This is a genomic window from Acinetobacter sp. 70_2 (assembly GCF_056736115.1).
The window spans coordinates 22,642-41,863 of record NZ_JBWZIP010000002.1 but is presented as its reverse complement, the minus strand read 5'-3'; the positions used below and the strand labels follow the sequence as shown (position 1 = coordinate 41,863).

Annotated in this window: 18 protein-coding genes; 6 read left to right on the top strand and 12 right to left on the bottom strand. The window is 37.7% G+C overall.

Annotation, left to right across the window (positions count from 1 at the left end; all coding sequences use genetic code 11):
* Position 1 precedes the first annotated feature (1 nt).
* The 5 genes from AC1PJ9_RS01195 to tviB are packed head-to-tail and all read right to left on the bottom strand — an operon-like array spanning position 2 to position 5,210.
* On the bottom strand, positions 2-1,117 hold the full coding sequence (locus AC1PJ9_RS01195; protein ID WP_130174166.1) for a DegT/DnrJ/EryC1/StrS family aminotransferase: 1,116 nt from the start codon (positions 1,115-1,117) through the stop codon (positions 2-4).
* Positions 1,117-1,971 carry a WxcM-like domain-containing protein gene (locus AC1PJ9_RS01190; protein ID WP_187142570.1) on the bottom strand — a complete coding sequence of 285 codons (855 nt, stop codon included), beginning with the start codon at positions 1,969-1,971 and terminating at the stop codon, positions 1,117-1,119. The genes AC1PJ9_RS01195 and AC1PJ9_RS01190 overlap by 1 nt, the downstream gene beginning before the upstream one ends.
* A 1-nt stretch (position 1,972) precedes the next feature.
* On the bottom strand, positions 1,973-2,845 hold the full coding sequence (gene rfbA / locus AC1PJ9_RS01185) for a glucose-1-phosphate thymidylyltransferase RfbA (RefSeq protein ID WP_130174164.1): 873 nt from the start codon (positions 2,843-2,845) through the stop codon (positions 1,973-1,975).
* The gene (gene rfbB / locus AC1PJ9_RS01180; protein ID WP_100192177.1) at positions 2,845-3,903 is read right to left on the bottom strand and encodes a dTDP-glucose 4,6-dehydratase; all 1,059 of its coding nucleotides are present in this window, start codon (positions 3,901-3,903) and stop codon (positions 2,845-2,847) included. The genes rfbA and rfbB overlap by 1 nt, the downstream gene beginning before the upstream one ends.
* Before the next feature lie 29 nt (positions 3,904-3,932).
* On the bottom strand, positions 3,933-5,210 hold the full coding sequence (tviB, locus tag AC1PJ9_RS01175) for a Vi polysaccharide biosynthesis UDP-N-acetylglucosamine C-6 dehydrogenase TviB (protein WP_130174162.1): 1,278 nt from the start codon (positions 5,208-5,210) through the stop codon (positions 3,933-3,935).
* Between the two features lie 204 nt (positions 5,211-5,414).
* Between tviB and AC1PJ9_RS01170 the strand changes: the two genes are divergently transcribed.
* The 5 genes from AC1PJ9_RS01170 to bamJ (AC1PJ9_RS01150) all read left to right on the top strand — a co-directional run bounded on the left by AC1PJ9_RS01170 (position 5,415) and on the right by bamJ (AC1PJ9_RS01150) (position 10,826).
* The gene (locus AC1PJ9_RS01170) at positions 5,415-6,515 is read left to right on the top strand and encodes a polysaccharide biosynthesis/export family protein (RefSeq protein ID WP_479761684.1); all 1,101 of its coding nucleotides are present in this window, start codon (positions 5,415-5,417) and stop codon (positions 6,513-6,515) included.
* Position 6,516: 1 nt separating this feature from the next.
* Positions 6,517-6,945, top strand: a complete 429-nt coding sequence (locus tag AC1PJ9_RS01165) for a low molecular weight protein-tyrosine-phosphatase (protein ID WP_002050525.1) — start codon at positions 6,517-6,519, stop codon at positions 6,943-6,945.
* 21 nt (positions 6,946-6,966) lie between these two features.
* The gene (locus tag AC1PJ9_RS01160; RefSeq protein WP_311086682.1) at positions 6,967-9,162 is read left to right on the top strand and encodes a polysaccharide biosynthesis tyrosine autokinase; all 2,196 of its coding nucleotides are present in this window, start codon (positions 6,967-6,969) and stop codon (positions 9,160-9,162) included.
* 196 nt (positions 9,163-9,358) lie between these two features.
* Positions 9,359-10,081, top strand: a complete 723-nt coding sequence (gene bamJ, locus AC1PJ9_RS01155) for a BamJ family beta-barrel-assembly machinery protein (protein ID WP_311069983.1) — start codon at positions 9,359-9,361, stop codon at positions 10,079-10,081.
* 49 nt (positions 10,082-10,130) lie between these two features.
* On the top strand, positions 10,131-10,826 hold the full coding sequence (bamJ, locus tag AC1PJ9_RS01150; protein ID WP_311086681.1) for a BamJ family beta-barrel-assembly machinery protein: 696 nt from the start codon (positions 10,131-10,133) through the stop codon (positions 10,824-10,826).
* Positions 10,827-10,873: 47 nt separating this feature from the next.
* On the opposite strand, the gene murJ is transcribed toward bamJ (AC1PJ9_RS01150), so the two are convergent.
* Complete coding sequence (gene murJ, locus AC1PJ9_RS01145; RefSeq protein WP_171073910.1) at positions 10,874-12,424, bottom strand: murein biosynthesis integral membrane protein MurJ; 1,551 nt, start codon at positions 12,422-12,424, stop codon at positions 10,874-10,876.
* Positions 12,425-12,496: 72 nt separating this feature from the next.
* The gene (gene ampD / locus AC1PJ9_RS01140) at positions 12,497-13,066 is read right to left on the bottom strand and encodes a 1,6-anhydro-N-acetylmuramyl-L-alanine amidase AmpD (protein ID WP_216984338.1); all 570 of its coding nucleotides are present in this window, start codon (positions 13,064-13,066) and stop codon (positions 12,497-12,499) included.
* 171 nt (positions 13,067-13,237) lie between these two features.
* On the opposite strand from ampD, the gene nadC reads away from it, so the two are divergent.
* On the top strand, positions 13,238-14,083 hold the full coding sequence (gene nadC, locus AC1PJ9_RS01135; RefSeq protein WP_311086680.1) for a carboxylating nicotinate-nucleotide diphosphorylase: 846 nt from the start codon (positions 13,238-13,240) through the stop codon (positions 14,081-14,083).
* Here nadC and AC1PJ9_RS01130 read toward each other — a convergent pair.
* The 5 genes from AC1PJ9_RS01130 to AC1PJ9_RS01110 form a co-directional block, all read right to left on the bottom strand.
* Positions 14,080-14,247, bottom strand: a complete 168-nt coding sequence (locus AC1PJ9_RS01130) for an ABZJ_00068 family colistin stress protein (protein ID WP_004640355.1) — start codon at positions 14,245-14,247, stop codon at positions 14,080-14,082. The genes nadC and AC1PJ9_RS01130 overlap by 4 nt on opposite strands.
* Before the next feature lie 478 nt (positions 14,248-14,725).
* Positions 14,726-16,894 (bottom strand): phosphocholine-specific phospholipase C, encoded by a 2,169-nt coding sequence (locus AC1PJ9_RS01125; RefSeq protein WP_311086679.1) that lies wholly within the window; start codon positions 16,892-16,894, stop codon positions 14,726-14,728.
* A gap of 20 nt (positions 16,895-16,914) precedes the next feature.
* A complete protein-coding gene (locus AC1PJ9_RS01120) occupies positions 16,915-17,049 on the bottom strand; it encodes a hypothetical protein (protein WP_264653691.1) in 135 nt (44 codons plus the stop codon).
* Positions 17,050-17,182: 133 nt separating this feature from the next.
* Positions 17,183-17,899 (bottom strand): ribonuclease PH, encoded by a 717-nt coding sequence (gene rph, locus AC1PJ9_RS01115; RefSeq protein ID WP_004706096.1) that lies wholly within the window; start codon positions 17,897-17,899, stop codon positions 17,183-17,185.
* A gap of 159 nt (positions 17,900-18,058) precedes the next feature.
* Complete coding sequence (locus AC1PJ9_RS01110; protein WP_311070023.1) at positions 18,059-19,201, bottom strand: fatty acid desaturase family protein; 1,143 nt, start codon at positions 19,199-19,201, stop codon at positions 18,059-18,061.
* Positions 19,202-19,222: the final 21 nt, after the last annotated feature.

Genomic DNA, 19,222 nt, shown 5'->3' with positions numbered 1-19,222 from the left:
TTTAGACTTTAAAATTATTACAAATCTGAATTACTTTCTCAGCCTCTTCCACGCTTAGTGTAGGACCAATAGGTAAACTCATCACTTCAGCATGAATTTGTTCAGATACAGGATAACTTAAGTCATTCCATTCTTTATAAGCCTGTTGCTTATGAGGTGGGATAGGATAATGAATTAAAGTTTGTACACCTTGTTCAGCCAAGTACTTTTGTAAAGCCTCGCGATGCTCAGTACGAATCACAAATAAATGCCAAACGTGTTGCTGATACTCTTCAGCATTTTTCTGAGCTAAGGGTAATTGGATTAAAGGATTAACTATATGCTGCAAATATAATTGCGCAATTTTACGGCGATGGGCTATTTCTTGATCTAAATATTTTAATTTAATATCTAGCATGGCAGCTTGAATTTCATCAAGACGACTATTTACGCCAGGTACTAAATTTTTATATTTTTCATGAGAACCATAATTACGAAGAGCACGTAACATTTGTGCAAGTTCTTCATTATTAGTGGTTACAGCACCAGCATCCCCTAATGCACCTAAATTTTTACCAGGATAAAAACTAAAACCAGAAGCATCTCCCCAGTTTCCAGCTTTTATTCCATTAATTTCAGCACTATGTGATTGAGCTGAATCTTCTAAAACAAGTAGATTATATTTATTAGCAATTGCCATGATTGCAGGCATTTCTGCTAATTGCCCATATAAATGAACAGGTAAGATTACTTTCGTTTTTGGAGTAATTGCAGCCTCAATCTTGCTTGGATCGATATTATAAGTATTAATATCCGGTTCAACTAAAACTGGAGTTAGGTTATTTGCAGTGATTGCTAAAATACTTGCAATGTATGTATTTGATGGGACGATTACTTCATCACCATCATTTAGTTTCCCCAACTCTTTCCATGCTCGAAGCGTAAGAATCAAGGCATCCAAACCATTTGCAACTCCAATTGCAAATTTTACTCCACAATATTCCGCAAAGTTTTGTTCAAATTGAGCTAGCTCATTTCCGCCTATGTACCAGCCAGAGTCTATGACACGAGTACAAGCCTCAATGAGTTCTGCACGATATTGACTATTTATACTTTTTAAATCTAAGAAAGGAATCATTATTTCACATAGCCTTTAATAATTGCAGGATTTCCTACTACAATTGCATTTTCCGGAACATCTTTAGTTACTACTGCGCCTGCACCAACCAATGCATTTCGACCAATTCTTATGCCTGGTAAAATGGTAGCATTACCGCCAATACTTGCACCTTGTTCAACTATAGTTTTTAGAAACTCATCGGGATATTGCTTTGAACGGGGAGCCTTATCATTTGTAAAAGTAACGCTAGGACCAACAAAAACGTTATCTTCTAATGTAATCCCATCCCATACATATACACCTGATTTAATTGTGACGTTATTACCAATTTGCACATCATTTTCAATCATAGTGTGCGCACAAATATTACAATTTTCTCCAATAACCGCTTGTGGGAAAATCACACTATATTGCCAAACTTTTGTTTTTTGACCAATATTTTTAGATTTAACATCGGATAATGGATGAATATAAGGCTGATTTACTACACGCAGAAACTCATCGTAATTTCGAATATAATCTTGCTCTGTAAAGTGTTCACTTGCTAAAACTAGTAATACACAATCTTCTGAAAAATCATGCATTTCACGCCAGATCAATCCTTCAATAACCAAACCTTGGGTCGGGTTATCTAAAACAACTTCTTCTTTAGTAGAACCATTATCCAGAATAAATCTACAGCTACCTTTCAAACATATTGCAACTTGTTTTAAATCAATATGAGCATGAAAGCCACGCGGTTTTTGTGACGTATTAAAGATGTAATACAAACGTTTCACATCAAAAGGAATTGACTGATTAGACTCAATCGCAACTAAACCACCTCGTTCATCACCAAAACTCGGCAAGTCAATTAATTTTACAAGGCTCATGTTATTCGGTTACCAAAGAAATCAAATATTGACCATAATCATTCTTACTCATGCTTTGGCCGATTTCTAACACTTGAGCTTTCGTCAACCAACCATTATGAAGTGCAATTTCTTCAAGACAAGCCACTTTATAACCTTGACGTTTTTCAATAGTTTCAACAAACTGTGCTGCTTCAAGTAAGCTTGCATGTGTTCCTGTATCTAACCAGGCAAAACCACGTCCAAGTAACTCAACATTGAGATCACCACGGTCTAGATACATCTGGTTCACTGTCGTAATTTCAAGTTCACCACGATCTGATGGTTTTACTTGTTTTGCAATTTTCACTACATCATTATCATAAAAATAAAGACCCGTAACCGCAAAATTCGATTTTGGATGTTTTGGTTTTTCTTCTAATGAAACTGCTCGTTTTTCCTCATCAAACTCAACAACACCAAAACGTTCAGGATCTTTGACTTGATAACCAAATACGGTTGCACCCTTTTGACGGGCCACAGCTTGGCGTAGCATTGGCGTAAAACCTTGACCATAGAAAATGTTGTCACCAAGTACTAAACAGACATTACTTTCGCCAATAAACTCTTCGCCAATAATAAATGCTTGAGCTAAACCATCCGGACTTGGTTGAACGGCATAACTTAATTCAACACCGAATTGTGAACCATCACCCAATAATCGCTTAAAGCCATCTATATCGTCTGGCGTACTGATAATAAGAACTTCACGAATACCAGCCAACATCAAAACAGACAATGGATAATAAACCATTGGCTTATCGTAAATTGGTAACAGTTGTTTTGAAACGCCTTTTGTGATCGGATACAAACGTGTCCCAGAACCACCTGCTAAAATTATACCTTTTGTACTCATTATGCACTTACACCTAATCTTTCTCTTTGGTAACTGCCATCTTGTACTCGGCGGCACCACTCTAAATTATTTAAATACCACTCAACAGTCTTTCTAATACCTGTTTCAAATGTTTCCTCAGGCTTCCAGCCTAAATCTTTTGCAATTTTTGAGGCATCAATTGCATAACGTAAATCATGTCCTGGACGATCTTTTACGAAAGTGATTAATGTCTCATAAGGTTGATGATTATTTTGTGGTTTTAATTCATCTAAAATTTTACAAATTGTTTTCACAACTTCTATATTTTGTTTTTCATTATGACCACCGATATTATAGGTTTCTCCAACTTTACCTTCAGTCACAACTTTATATAAAGCTTTGGCATGATCTTCGACATACAACCAATCACGGATCTGATCACCTTTACCATAAATCGGTAAAGCCTTACCATCTAGCGCATTTAAGATCACCAATGGAATGAGCTTTTCTGGAAAGTGGTATGGACCGTAATTGTTTGAACAATTCGTTACTACCGTTGGTAAACCATATGTTCTATGCCAAGCACGAACTAAATGATCAGAACTTGCTTTACTTGCTGAATACGGCGAACTTGGCGCATAAGATGTTGTTTCAGTAAATAAATCTGTTGTACCTTCTAAATCACCATAAACCTCATCTGTTGAAATATGATGAAATTTAAAAGAGGCTTTCTTTTCTTCATTTAATTGTAGCCAGTACTTACGTGCAACCTCTAATAATGTATAAGTGCCCACAATATTTGTTGTAATAAACTCAGCGGGACCATCAATAGAGCGATCAACATGTGACTCGGCTGCTAGATGCATCACAGCATCTGGTTGGAAAATTTTAAAAATTTCTGTTAAACGCTCACTATCACAAATATCAACTTGTGCAAATTGATATCGTGGATCCATATCAATTTCAGACAATGATTCTAAATTGCCTGCATATGTTAATTTATCTATATTTAATACTTCATCTTGAGTATTTTTTATAATATTTCTAATGACAGCAGAACCAATAAAACCTGCACCACCAGTGACTAAAATTTTCATAAAATTCCTATGCTAATAACTAGTAATTTTTACAGTCGAATATCACTTTGTTCTTTATCTAAAACATATTTTAAGTCATATAAAACATGTTTCTCTTTGCCTAGTGCAATGAGCTCCTGACTCGACATTGCTTTAAACTGATCATGGGCAACAGCAATAACTATTGCATCATAATGATCTTGCTTTAATTCCGTAACCGGAGCTAAGCCATACTCGCCTTCAACTTCGGCACTATCCACCCAAGGATCGTAAATATCAAGATCTAAATCGTATTCCTTTAGTGCTTTCACCATATCTACAATTTTGGTGTTCCGAATATCAGGGCAGTTTTCTTTAAAGCTCAAACCTAAAATTAATATACGAGCACCTACCACTTGTATGCGCTGCTTTACCATTTCTTTGATCAATTGGGTTGCAACATATTCACCCATACGATCATTTAAACGACGAGCTGCCAAAATAATTTCTGGATGTAAACCAATTGACTCTGCTTTATGCGTTAAATAATACGGGTCAACACCAATACAATGACCACCAACTAAACCAGGTCTAAAGTTTAAAAAATTCCATTTTGTACCTGCTGCCTTGAGTACATCTTCTGTATCGATACCCATTTTATTAAAAATCAGAGCCAACTCATTGATTAAAGCGATATTCACATCTCTTTGTGTATTTTCAATGACTTTAGCAGCCTCAGCGACTTTGATACTCGGGGCCTTATGTGTACCCGCCTCAATAATTAAATTATATACTTGATCAACATAGTCAGTGACCTCTGGAGTCGAACCTGAGGTAATTTTTAAAATATTAGTGACACGTCGTTGTTTATCACCAGGATTAATACGTTCTGGACTATAACCAACAAAGAAATCTTTATTAAAATTTAAACCCGAATGTTTTTCTAATTCAGGTATACAAACCTCTTCTGTCGCACCAGGATAAACCGTTGACTCATAAACAACGATATCGCCTTTTTTTAGAACTTTAGCAATGCTTTGGGATGCTTTTATTAGCGGGGTCAGATCTGGCTGTTTAAAATCATCGATTGGTGTAGGTACAGTAACTATAAAAAAATTTGAATTTTTTAAATCATTGATATCTGCAGTGTATGAGAGATGTTCTACTTGTTTTAGCTCATCTGATGTGACTTCTAATGTATGGTCATAGCCACTTTGTAACTCTCGTATCCGTTGCGGGTTTATATCAAAGCCTATCGTAGGTTTATGTTTACCAAATTCAGCCGCTAAAGGCAGCCCAACATACCCTAAGCCGATAATTGATATTTTTAATTGTTCGAGTTGAAACATATATAAAACCTAACCATTTAGATCTAAATGGACAAACATCATGGATACGACCTACTACGATAATATAGCAGACTTTAAACAAAAATTTCTTGAAATATACAATCTGCGCTTAGCAAATAAAGTATGATTTGGGTTAATTATAGACTACAATCCAATATCTTCATGCAAAGTATCATTGGATTACAAACAATAAAGGGTTTGAATGTGAAGCATCAGAGCACATTATTATTTTTAGCCATTTCACTTTCGTTTACAGGATGTGCAGTCACCTCAGGCTTACAAACTTACGACTTACCCGAACAAGGGAGCTTTAAAACAGCTCAAGGAGCAGAAGTTTCTGTTGTCCAACTCACCCAAGACAATATTCCAAAGATTAGTTCTGAGTCTTTGCGTCCGCAGGGAAATGTAAGTGCTCTGTTTAATACTCCCTTTTATCAATATCGCTTAAGTCCAGGAGATGTCTTATCCATTCAACTTTGGGCATATCCTGAAATTACTCCCCCTATTCAAGGGGCTTCAAGTGATATTAAAGCATTTGGTTATCCAATTGACTCTGCTGGAAATGTTCAATTACCACTTGTAGGCCAAGTTCATATTGCCGGAAAAACACTTGCTGAGACCAATAAATATTTACGTAATCAATTTGCTAAATATTTAAAAACACCTGACGTTGTAGTTCGAGTCTTGTCTTATCAGGCAAAACGCTACTTTGTTAATGGTCAGGTTATGAAAAGTGGTCAATATACCTTAGATGATCAACCTATCAGTATTTATACAGCCCTCAGTATGGCAGGTGGTGTAAATCAAGAATCTGGTGACAATACTGATATTCAGCTTATTCGTAATGGTGAAGTTTATAACTTAAATGTTGTTGCACTTGAGAAACAAGGCTATTCACTTCACAAATTATTGGTTCAACCCAATGATACGATCTATGTAAATACCAAACAAAATCAAAAACTCTATGTTATGGGTGAGTCCAATAGAAGCTCAGCTATTCCATTAAGAGATCAGGGTATGACACTAAGTGATGTATTAGGTGAAAGTGAAGGTGTTAACCCATACTCTGCAAGTGCTGCGCGTATTTATGTGATGCGTACCGATTTACACACAAGAAAATCAACAATTTATCAGCTCAATTTGAGTAGTATTGGTAACCTTGCATTATCTAATCAATTTCAAATGCAAAAAAATGATATTGTTTATATCGATGCAACTGGTTTAACACGCTGGCAGCGTATCATGAACCAGATTGTACCGTTCTCAAGTGCACTTTATACCTTTGATCAATTGGGTAAAAACTAGCATGCAGTTACAAAACATCTTAGTGGTCTGTGTTGGTAATATTTGCCGTAGCCCAATGGCAGAGTACTTTTTAAAGGCCCAGCATCCTACATTAAATATCTCATCTGCTGGTATTTCAGCCTTAGTAGGTCATACTGCAGATGACAAAGCTATTCATTGTATGGATCAGTTGAATATTGATATGAGACCACACGTGGCTCGTCAGCTTAGCGCTGAATTGATCAAACAAAATGATTTGATTTTGGTAATGAGCAATAATCAGCAAAAGCATATTGAACAAACTTGGCCATTTGCTAAGGGTAAAATTTTTAGGCTTGGCCATTGGCAAGGGCAAAATATACCTGACCCCTATCAACATGACCAAGCTTTTTTTGATCAGACTTGCCGCAACATTCAAAGCTATGTGCAAGATTGGCGCACTCAATTATAATTGTATATTAGTTGTAAATTTATGAACCAAAACTCTAAAACTAGCGAAGATAGCATCGATTTAAAAGAGTTATTCTTTTCATTGATTGCACAGTGGAAAATCATAGCATGCTGCGTGGTCTTAAGTTTAATTTGTGCCTTGCTATACTTACGGATAACGCCAGATACTTATTCTGTAGATGCAATGGTACAAGTTGAGGACAGTAAAGGCGCTGCCTCTGCTGCTTTGCTTGGTGACCTTTCTAAAGTCAGTGGAGGTCTATCTCAAAAATCACCAGCTGATCCAGAAATAGAGATTCTTCGTTCTAGAATGGTTTTAGGACAAGTCATCCAGAACCTTAATCTTGATATTAACGTCAAAGATAACCAATCAGGATTGATCGATAAGTTAATTTCACAAGATAAGAGTAGACTTGAGTATCGTCATGAATCTGTACTGTACAGTAATCAAAATAATAATTTGATTATACGAGAACTTAAAGTACCTGAATATTATTTAGATAAACCCTTAAAGTTAGAGTTCAAAGATGCAAATCAATTTACTTTAACTTACAAAGATCAAGTTGTATTTAATGGTCAATTAAACAAGAAAAATATACTAAATACAGATAGAGGTCTTTGGCAGGTACAACTTAATGCTCAAGGTAATCTGAAAGAACAAAGCTACACTTTAACTAAGCTCGCTCTACCAACAGCCGTTAAAAATTTTAATGATATCTATAGTGTTGCTGAAAAAGGTAAAGTGACTGGTGTTATTGGTTTAAATTATCTAGGCCAAGATCCTGAGCACATTACACAAGTACTTAATAATGTATTAAATGTTTATCATGAACAAAATATTGAGAGAAAGTCGTTAGAAACAAAACAGACTTTAGCTTTCCTTGAAAAACAGTTACCAGATCTTAGAAAACAGTTAGAAGATTCTGAGATCAAATTTAACCAGTTCCGTGAAAAGTACAAAACGGTAGATGTTAATGCTGAATCTGAATTATTACTTAAACAAAATATTGATTTAGAAAAGCTTAAAATTGAGTTACAACAGAAACAAGCTGAGCTTTCTGCTAAATATACTAATGATCATCCATTAATCTTGCAAATTGATGCACAAATTACAGAGATTAATAAAAAGATTGCTGATCTTAATAATCGTTTAACTCAACTTCCTGAGACGCAACGTTTATATTTACAACTATATCGTGATGTAAAGGTCAATACTGAGCTATATACATCATTACTCAACTCATATCAGCAACTCAAAATCGCTAATGCGGGTGAGATTGGTAATGTTCGCATTATTGATACTGCTGTAGAACCAGTTAAACCTATTAAACCTAAAAAAATGATTGTTCTAATACTTTCTATTTTTGTTGGTGGTTTTATCGGTGTATTAATTGCATTATTACGCAAAATGATGCGTAGCGGAGTTAATGATTCAACTCAAATTGAAAATGAATTAGATCTGCCAGTTTATGCGACCGTACCTCGTTCTCCTATTCAAGAGACTCGTATGAGTATTTTGAAAAAGAAAAAGAGTATTCCTATTTTAGCAGTTAAAAGTAGTGATGATATTGCAATTGAAAGTTTGCGTAGTATTCGTACTGCCATTCACTTTGCTTTAACCTCAGCAAAAAATAATATTATTATGATTGCTGGCCCGTCTCCGGAAGTTGGTAAATCTTTTATTTCAACTAACTTGGCTACTATTTTTGCACAAGGAAATAAACGCGTATTATTGATTGATGCTGATATGCGTCGTGGCTATATGCATAAATACTTCGATGTTGACGTAAAACCTGGTCTTTCTGAATTATTAAGTGGCCAAGCTGACTTGACACAAGTTTTACATAAAACACAAGTTGCGAATCTCGACGTGATTACCCGTGGTAAGAGTCCAACCAACCCATCAGAAATGTTGAGCTCTACACAATTTAAAGACTTACTAGAGAAGTTCCAAACTCAATATGACCATATCATTATTGATACTCCACCAGTGCTTGCAGTAACTGATGGTATTATTATTTCTCAGTACACTGGTGTGAACTTAATTGTTGCTCGTTACGCTAAGTCTCATATGAAAGAGCTTGAATTAACAGTTAACCGCTTTGAACAAGCTGGTGTTAAAGTGAATGGCTTTATCCTTAACGATATTCAACGCTCTAGTGGCGGTGGTTATGGCTATAACTATGCCTATGCATATAAAGCACAAAAAGAAGATTAATTAAGAGTTTTCTTAAAAAAAACCGGATCAAATGATCCGGTTTTTTATTTGATTTTTTAAGTTTCGCCAAATTAAAACTAACTAAAATATATAAAAAAACCACTCGTTTTTTTTGTTAAACATTCTATGCTTAAGTCTAAGCATGCTAAGATCGAAGCAGACTTTTAGACTCAAATGATTATTTTTGGAACCTTTTATGAGTAAAGCCTTACCCATTGCTGTCGCTGTAGTTTTAGGCGGTGCTGCACTTGTACCTGTATATTATGCAACTCAACATCCGACCACAGAAGTCGGACGTAAAGCAGACAAAAATGCTTCTCCAATTCAAAAAATCAGTTATGTTCTTGGTTATGAAGTTGCACAACAAACTCCTCCAGAATTGGATACTAAGGCCTTTGTTCAAGGGATCCATGATGCTCGTGGCAAACAGCCAAGTGCTTATACTCAAGAAGATTTAAAAGCAGCTGTTGCAGCTTATGAAAAAGAGTTACAACAAAAAATGCAGCACCCAGACAAATCAGAGCAAGCAGGTACAGCTTCTGAATCTGCAGATGCACAATTCCTTACTGAAAACAAAACTAAAGCTGGGGTAAAAACCACTGCATCAGGCTTGCAATATATCATTACTAAAGAAGGTACTGGTAAGCAGCCAACAGCTCAGTCAGTTGTTAAAGTACATTATGAAGGTCGTTTAATTAACGGTCAGGTTTTTGATAGTTCTTATAAACGTGGTCAGCCAGTTGAGTTCCCTCTTAATCAGGTCATTCCAGGTTGGACTGAAGGTCTTCAACTCATGAAAGAAGGCGGAAAAGCGACTTTCTTTATCCCATCAAACCTTGCATACGGTCCACAAGAACTTCCTGGGATCCCAGCAAACAGTACACTGATTTTTGATGTAGAACTTATTTCAGTGAAATAATAACAATTCAGGAGAGTCGTTATACTCTCCTGTTTTTTTGGAAAATGGCATGAAAAAAATTAGTTTGTTTATTGCAGCATCAACAATGAGTTTATCTGTTCTTGCTGCCACACCGATAACAAATAAAAGTCCAGCAAAGGATCAGTTTAGTTATAGTTATGGCTATTTAATGGGTCGTAATAATACTGATGCATTAACAGATTTAAATCTTGATATCTTTTACCAAGGTCTTCAAGAAGGTGCACAGAAAAAAAATGCCCGCTTAACAGACGAAGAAATGGCGAAAGCAATTAATGAGTATAAAAAAACTTTAGAAGCTAAACAGCTCGTCGAGTTTCAAAAATTAGGTCAACAAAATGCTCAGGCTGGCGCTGCTTTCCTTGCAGAAAATGCGAAGAAATCTGGTGTAGTTACGACCAAATCTGGGTTGCAATATCAGGTATTAAAAGAAGGTTCTGGTAAAACACCTAAAGCTACCTCTCGTGTAAAAGTTAACTATGAAGGTCGTTTACTCGATGGGACTGTTTTTGATAGCTCAATTGCACGTAATCATCCTGTAGATTTCCAATTAAACCAAGTTATTGCAGGCTGGACAGAAGGCTTACAAACAATGAAAGAAGGTGGTAAAACCCGTTTCTTCATTCCAGCTAAACTTGCTTATGGTGAAGTAGGTGCTGGTGACAGTATCGGTCCAAATAGCACGTTAATTTTTGATGTTGAATTACTACAAGTTTTGCCAAAATAAATTTTTTTAGTTTAAAAAAAGCGATCATAAATGATCGCTTTTTTATTTTAATGTTTTAAATCTCTCGGTCTAAAACCAGTAATCAGTAAGCCAATTAAGTAAGCGATTACGCCTACTACGCATAGACCCGCGACCTCAGCAATACGGATCCATTGAGAAAGTTCACCGTTGTACCAACTTAACCCAAACCAAAGCGCTGCAATCATGGCAAGATTTGCTAAACCATATTGAAGGACTAATTTTTTCCAATGCGCGCCAAATCGGAAAATATTACGCTTATGTAGATAGAAGTAGAGTAAACCAGCATTTACCAAAGCTGAACCAGAAGATGCCAAGGCAAGCGCCATATGTTCAGCTTGCCAATTGATTAGTTTAAAGAATCCAATAAATACAACGTTTAAAATGGCATTTGCGGCAACAGACATTAAACCCACACGGACTGGTGTTTTGGTATCTTGCTGAGCATAGAAACCCGGTGCGAATACCTTAATTAACATAAAGGAAATTACACCAGCACTCATACATTGCAATGCAAGTGCAGTCATTTGAGTGTCATGTAGGTCAAACTCACCACGTTGGAATAGAGCTTGAATAATCGGTGTAGAAAGCATAAATAAAGCAATACTTGCTGGTAATCCCACCAATACAATAACTTTTGCTGCCCAGTCGATCATACCGCGGAACTTTTCTTGATCTTGCTCAGCATGGCGTGCTGAAAGCGAAGGTAAAATTACTGTACCAATCGCAACACCAATTAAACCTAAAGGTAGTTCCGTCATACGCTCAGCACTATAGAGCCAAGATACCGAACCATCTTGCATGAAAGATGCCCAAATTGTATTTAACAATAGATTAATCTGAGTCACAGACACACCAAATAATGCTGGAAGCATTAATTTTAAAATACGCTCTACACCCTCGTGTTTAAAATCAACTTTAGGTGGAATTAGTAGGTTTTTACGCCATAACTCAGGAATTTGTACGGCTAACTGTAGAATACCCGCTGCTACAACCGACCATCCTAATGCTTTAATAGGTTCAGCCATATACGGCGTAAGCCACCATGCACCTGCAATCATTGCTACATTAAGCAATACAGGTGAAAAAGCTGGAGAAGCAAAAGAACCATAACTGTTTAAGATACTGCTGGCAAAAGCAGTCAGTGACATAAACATTAAATATGGAATAGTCAGACGGAACATGCTGACCGCTAAATCGAACTTTTCAGGGTCATTATGGAAACCCGGCGCATACATATAGATGATTGCAGGTGCTAAGACCATAGCCACGAAAGTGAGTAAGGTCATGACCGTGAGTAAGCAACCAAATACCCGACTAATCAGGATTTGAACTTCAGCATGTGCCCGGCCTGTTTTATATTCGGTTAGTACTGGAATAAAAGCCTGTGAAAAAGCCCCTTCGGCAAACAACCTTCGAAAGAAGTTGGGAATACGAAAAGCAACGACAAAGGTATCGAAATCTTTACCCGCACCAAACACGTTGAGCAATACGACATCTCGTACTAAGCCCAATACCCGTGACAACATCGTCATCGCACTGACAATAAAAGTCGATCGCCACAATGCCATCGTACTCACCTACAGCTATATTCGAAAGTCGCTATTGTAATGAAACTAGAAAATCTTTTCGTTGTGAAATGATGAATGAACTCAAGTTTTTTTCTGTGCTAACAGTTGTCTAAAGTGTTGCCATTTAAAATAAGGCCCCGGATCGGTTTTTCGACCCGGTGCAATGTCTGAATGCCCTGCAATATGGTTTTTAATTTCAGGATAAGCCTGACGAATAGCAGTAACTACATCGGTTAGTACGCTGTACTGTACTTCATCAAAAGGTAAATCATCACTTCCTTCAAGTTCTATCCCAATTGAATAATCATTACATTCAACTTTGGCTAAATAGCTCGAACGTCCTGCATGCCATGCACGATCATTAAAATTAACAAACTGTAGGACTTCACCTGTTCTTAAAATTAACAGATGGGTAGAAACTTGCATCCCCTCAATAGTCTGAAAATAAGGATGAACTGACCAATCTAACTTATTTTGGAAAAACTGCTCAATGTATCCACCTCCAAATTGAGATGGCGGCAAGCTAATATTATGAACCACAATCATTTGAATTTCGGTACCAGTCGGACGCTGGTTAAAATTTGGAGAAGGAACTTGTCTCGCCCCTTTTAATTGTCCATCTATAACTTCATACGGTGTGATTTGCTTCATTGAAATGCCAATAAATTGCTTGCCAATTGTTTTAGTTTAAAACAGTTATGTGCTTTTCAAAGTAGTCAGCACGATTGTTTATCGCGATTAAACGAATAAAACAGCTTATTTTTAAAGTCGACGGTGCTAATATATCGCAAGTTTTAGGGTCATCGACAAAATGGAAACCGTATGAGCATACCTCAGTCTTTGCTTGAACAGTCAATTCAAATCAATATTCAACAAGCATTACAAGAAGATATTGGGGACGGTGACATTACCGCCATGCTCACACCGGAAGATGAACAGGCAACTGCAACCATCATTAGCCGCGAAGATATGGTTTTAGCTGGACAACCATGGGTAAATGCACTCATCTCAGCTTATGACAACACTGTACAGGTAACTTGGTTAAAACAAGAAGGTGACCGTGTTGCTGCAAATGAAGCCTTTTTAAAGCTTACAGGTTCTGCACGTAGCTTACTGACTGTAGAGCGCCCTGCTTTAAACTTTATTCAAACATTATCAGCTGTGGCTACAAAAACTGCTGAGTATGTTAAGCATCTTGAAGGTTTAAATACAAAACTTCTCGATACACGTAAAACTTTACCAGGCTTACGTATTGCACAAAAATATGCGGTTGCTATTGGCGGCGGACAAAACCATCGTCTTGGTTTATTTGATGCGTTCTTAATTAAAGAAAACCATATTATGGCAGCTGGTGGTATTGCTCAAGCAATTGCAAAAGCACACCAAATTGCCCCAGGCAAACCTGTTGAAGTCGAAGTTGAAACTTGGGATGAGCTCAACCAAGCACTTGAGGCTGGTGCGGACATTGTCATGCTAGACAACTTTAGTCAGCAACAAATGATTGATGCCGTAAAACATGTGGCTGGACGTTGTAAACTTGAAGCTTCTGGCAATATCACCATTGAAAACTTACGCGAAGTAGCGACGACTGGTGTCGACTATATTTCTATGGGCGTATTGACTAAAGACGTCAAAGCCGTTGATTTATCAATGCGTTTTAATGCTTAAATAAAATCCACATCATTATTGGTATTTTTTTGCGACTTGGTCATGTCTGCCGCTTGTGTTTTTTGCCATGCTGACTGAGTCGCTTGTGCCCCGTTATCTCGTGGGTCGGCAGCCATTAAAACAAAAGTAACTACTGCTAGTAATACAATAAAACCTTGTAGCATAAATTTTCCCCATCACTTTAAAAAATTCAGGGTTTCAAGGTAAAAGATAAATATGACCAGGCTTAGGAGATTCTGTTACAAAAGGTAAGTCTTTATTTTTATTATTCATCTATAAAGCAGAATATGACCTTTAAAAATTTTATAGAATGGTCAAACCTAATATTTATGGCAGTCACAGGTGCCATCCTTTAGTTATATTTCCCAACATTAGATTGTGCGAGATGTCATCTACAACCTGAGCAAGACAAAGCGATTATAGCTTTGTCGAAGCGCAAGAATGTTATTAAGCCAACTGTTGTCTTTCGGTACGTAATAAAGATTAATTAATCTTTATTACGTATGTTACTTTGGGCGAAACCAAAGTAACAAATTAGCTACTTCCACTGGATGAATAAACGATAAGACTCCGTCGTGATAGCTAATTTAAAATAATTATCAATCTAAGACTTCAGCTTAATCGTTCATCTATTACAGCAACTTAAGACTCTACATAACCCATATACGGATCAGAAATTGAATCCTCTTGAGTTTCTATACGTCCTGCAAAACGACGATTAAACGTCGCATCGTCCGCTAATGTCACCGTAAAGTCATACCAACCACCAAATTCAGACATATCCCAAACCAATTCTTTTTCGGAACTGTTGGTTTCTATATTCCATGTTTTATTTGGTAGATAAGCATTTGCTTTAACTGTGAGTTTGACTGACTTATTGCCGTCGTGACGAACTTTTAAATACAAATTCGCATCACACTCTTCCACACAGACTCTAATTTCTGGTAATGCTTGGGTTTGATTGATTTGGATCAAATTACCTTTAAACGCGCGGTGGAAACCATTTGGACCAAGTACCCATAAATCGTACTGTCCATTTATAGTATTCCACACATCATCAAGCTGTTTACCCGCTTCAACCATATAACGGCGTGGAATTGACGTTAGGTCCAATCGGTTATACACATGAAAAACGGCTGCCTGTTTACCCGTATTAGAGAACATCAGCTTAACCGTTTTTTGAGTGGCATCGACTTTGGCACTGGTATGCAAAATATAAGGTAAAGCACGCGATGGTCGAATCCCCATTTCCTGCTGCGGAAATTGCTGCTGGCTCGGAACAGGAACTTGGGGCAATAAAGCCTGAGCAACACGAATCGCATCGGCTTCGGCTTTAGTTTTCTTCCCATCTAGTTCAGCAACAGGCAAAAGGTTCGGTGTTTTAAAATTAAATGCTGTCGTTAAATCACCACATACAGCACGGCGGTATGGGCTAATATTCGGCTCTTGCACACCAAAGCGTTTTTCCAAGAACTGTAAAATAGAAGTATGGTCAAAGACTTGAGAATTTACCCATCCTCCACGGCTCCATGGTGAAATCACGTACATTGGAACACGTACACCCGGACCATACACTCGACCATCTGGCTTAGGTTGAGATTTCGAAGTCACTACTGCTGGATGGTTAAAGTATTCATAAGATACTTGCTGATCACTTAACGTAGTTTTTCCATATACGACACCGTTTAAATCTTTAGACGGTGCACTTGGTGAAGGAACATGGTCAAAGAAACCGTCATTTTCATCAAAGTTCACCAATAAAACCGTTTGACTCCATACTTGAGGGTTTTCAGTTAAAGCATTTAATACTTCCTGAATATACCAAGCGCCCTGTACAGGACTCGATGGTCCCGGATGCTCACTGTAGGTCGCTGGAGCAACTAACCAACTCACTTGCGGTAATTTACCTTGCGCAATATCAGCTTTAAACGTTCCTAGAAAACCACCATCTGGCATGGTATTGGCAATACCTTTGTAAAGTGGTTGAGTCGCGTCAATCTTTTCATCGTATGCTGGGCATGTTGGGGTGTCATTACTGACAGGTTGACCAGATTGCTCATTTGCACGGCGATATTGCTTGAAACCAGCTAAAGGGTTATCGGTAAAGTTATCTGGCATGTTTTGATAAACTTTCCATGTCACGCCAGCCTGCTGTAAACGCTCGGGATACGTCGTCCATTCATAACCTTCTGTTGATGGCCCAATTCCATCAAATTCATTGACCACACTCGCGACACCAGCGCCTGTCGGGCCATTCGTTCCAGTCCAGATAAACTTGCGGTTTGGGTTAGTTCCTGCATGCATGGCACAGTGGTAGGCATCACAAATGGTAAAGGCGTTGGCTAAGGCAAATTGATATTCGACTTCTTGCTTTTTGTAATAGCCCATCGACTGCGGTTTTTTATAAGCAACCCAATCACTCATACGACCATTGTCCCAAGCTGCTTGGCCATCAGACCATGAGTGGGGTGTACCTGAAACTCGCTGAGCGTTCCCTAAACGACTGTCGAGATGGTACGGCAATACTTTATTTTTCTTAGCATCGTATTGCTCCCAAACCTTACGACTTTCTGTCATTGGAATGGTAAAGCGGTCACCGAAACCACGTACACCTTTTAACGTTCCAAAATAATTATCAAATGAACGGTTTTCCTGAGTCAAAATCACGATGTGTTTAACATCTTGAATAGTTCCACTTTCAACTTTGGCATCAATTGCCAGCGCTTTTTGAATACTCAGCGGGAAACTCGCCAGAGCAGCGGTCCCAAACATAGTTTTTGTAGAATTTAAAAGAAATTCGCGACGATTCATTTTTTCATCCTTAATTTTTATTATGGTGCACAGTGCATTTTGCAATTGCTGGTTGGCGGTGTTGTTGGCGATGAATTATCTGAGTTGTTGTCATCGTTACAAGCACTGAGCATAAGCGCTAAAGATGTAATAAATAAAAGTGAAAGTTTTCGCATTAGTTTTTTCCAAACGGTTTAAATGCGAACTACTAATAAAGCGAAAAGGTGACAGGCAAGTGATATTTTTATGTCGATTTGATGAAGGCATAAAAAAACGCATCCGAAGATGCGTTTTTTAGATAACTTGAAATTACCAGCCTAAAGCTTCTTGCTGCTTTTTGATAAGCTCGGCAATCCCTTTTTCAGCCATTTCTAACATGGCATTGCTTTGTGCACGAGTAAACGGTTTATCTTCGGCTGTACCTTGAATTTCAATAAACTCGCCCGCTTGTGTCATTACTACGTTTAAGTCAGTTTGACAGTTCGAATCTTCTTCATAGCAAAGATCAAGAAGTACTTCGTCTTGATACATACCTACAGAAATTGCAGCCACTAATCCTTTAAGCGGATCATGCTTAATTTTTTTCTGTGCAAGTAAAACATTCATAGCATCAACTAAGGCTACTGCAGCACCAGTGATTGAAGCAGTACGTGTACCGCCATCAGCCTGAATGACATCGCAGTCGATTGTGATGGTATTTTCACCAAGCTTTTTCAAATCAACCATAGCACGTAAACTACGGCCAATCAGACGTTGGATCTCTTGAGTACGACCTGTTTGTTTGCCACGAGCAGCTTCACGGTCACAACGAGAATGTGTTGAACGCGGTAACATGCCATATTCTGCTGTTACCCAGCCTTGGCCTTGGCCTTTTAAAAAGCGTGGCACTGAGTTATCAATGCTTGCAGTACAAAGGACTTTGGTGTGACCAAATTCGACCAGCACAGAACCTTCAGCATAACGGGTGTAGTTTCGTGTAATTTTCACTTCACGTAATTGGTCTAATGCACGTTGGTCAATACGCATAATCCTTCCTAACTTCTCTTAAATACAAACTTGGGCATAGTATAGCAAAGGATTTTGACAGGTTGAGTTTATTCCCTACTTTCAAATGTAAGTCTGCAAGTTTCATAACTCAAAAATAAAAATAGCCCCTAAAAAGGAGCTATTTTGGATTAACTAAGATTACGCAAATTTAAATTTTGCTTTTAACTTTTCCAATGTCTGCATTACTTTTCCTGTGGTATGGTTTGGCAGTGAACATTTTGCTAAACGTACCCATACACTCCAGAACTGGCGCATAAAGTTCGCCTCGTTGTAGTGAATACCATATTCAGCGCAAAGTGCCTTAATTTTCGGGGCTACTTCTTTATAGCGGTTGGCAGGCATATCTGGAAATAAATGGTGTTCAATTTGATGACTTAAGTTACCACTCATAAAATGCAGCCACTCTGTCCCACTAAAATTACTTGAACCACGAATCTGACGTAAATACCACTCTGCCTTAGTTTCAGTGTCGGTATTATCCGGCTCAAACGTTTCTGCATCTTCAGTAAAGTGACCATTAAAAATCACCGCAGATGACCACAAGTTACGAATAATATTCGCAACTACATTTCCTGCAAAAACCGGTAAAAACATAGGGCCAGAGATCACAGGGAAAAATACATAATCTTTTAAAACTTGGCGTGTGGCTTTTTTACGGACTTTAGCCGAATCTTTCCAAACTTGTTTCCAGCTCTTGGTTTTATAAACTAATGCATCTTCAAGATGTAAGTTTTGTACACCTACATACCACTCAAAGAAAAACATTAACTGTAGGCCGAGTGGAATATTAAACAGGTGGCGAGGTTCCCACTTCTGTTGATCACTTACTCGCAAAATGCCATAACCAACATCATGGTCTTTACCGACAATATTGGTATAGGTGTGGTGCACATAGTTATGTGTTTCACGCCAGTCATCACCCGAGGCAATAGTATCCCAATCGTAAGTATTACCGTTCAGACTTGGTTCATTTAACCAGTCAAACTGACCGTGCATAACGTTATGACCAAGTTCCATATTTTCTACAATTTTAGAAATACCAAGTAAGCCTGTTCCCAATAACCAAACAGGTGGAATCCACCCACCAAACATCAACATGCCACGCGATGCGATTTCGGTATAACGAACAAAATTACGTACTTTGTAGATATATTTTGCGTCTTGTTCACCAAGACTTTGCATCACTTCTTGACGAATTTGTTCAACACGGCGACCAAACTCTTCAGTCTGTTCAGGTGTTAAATGAGCAGATTTAGAAACGGTAGAAAATTCTAATGCCATATTCATAGGGTTAATCCTCTT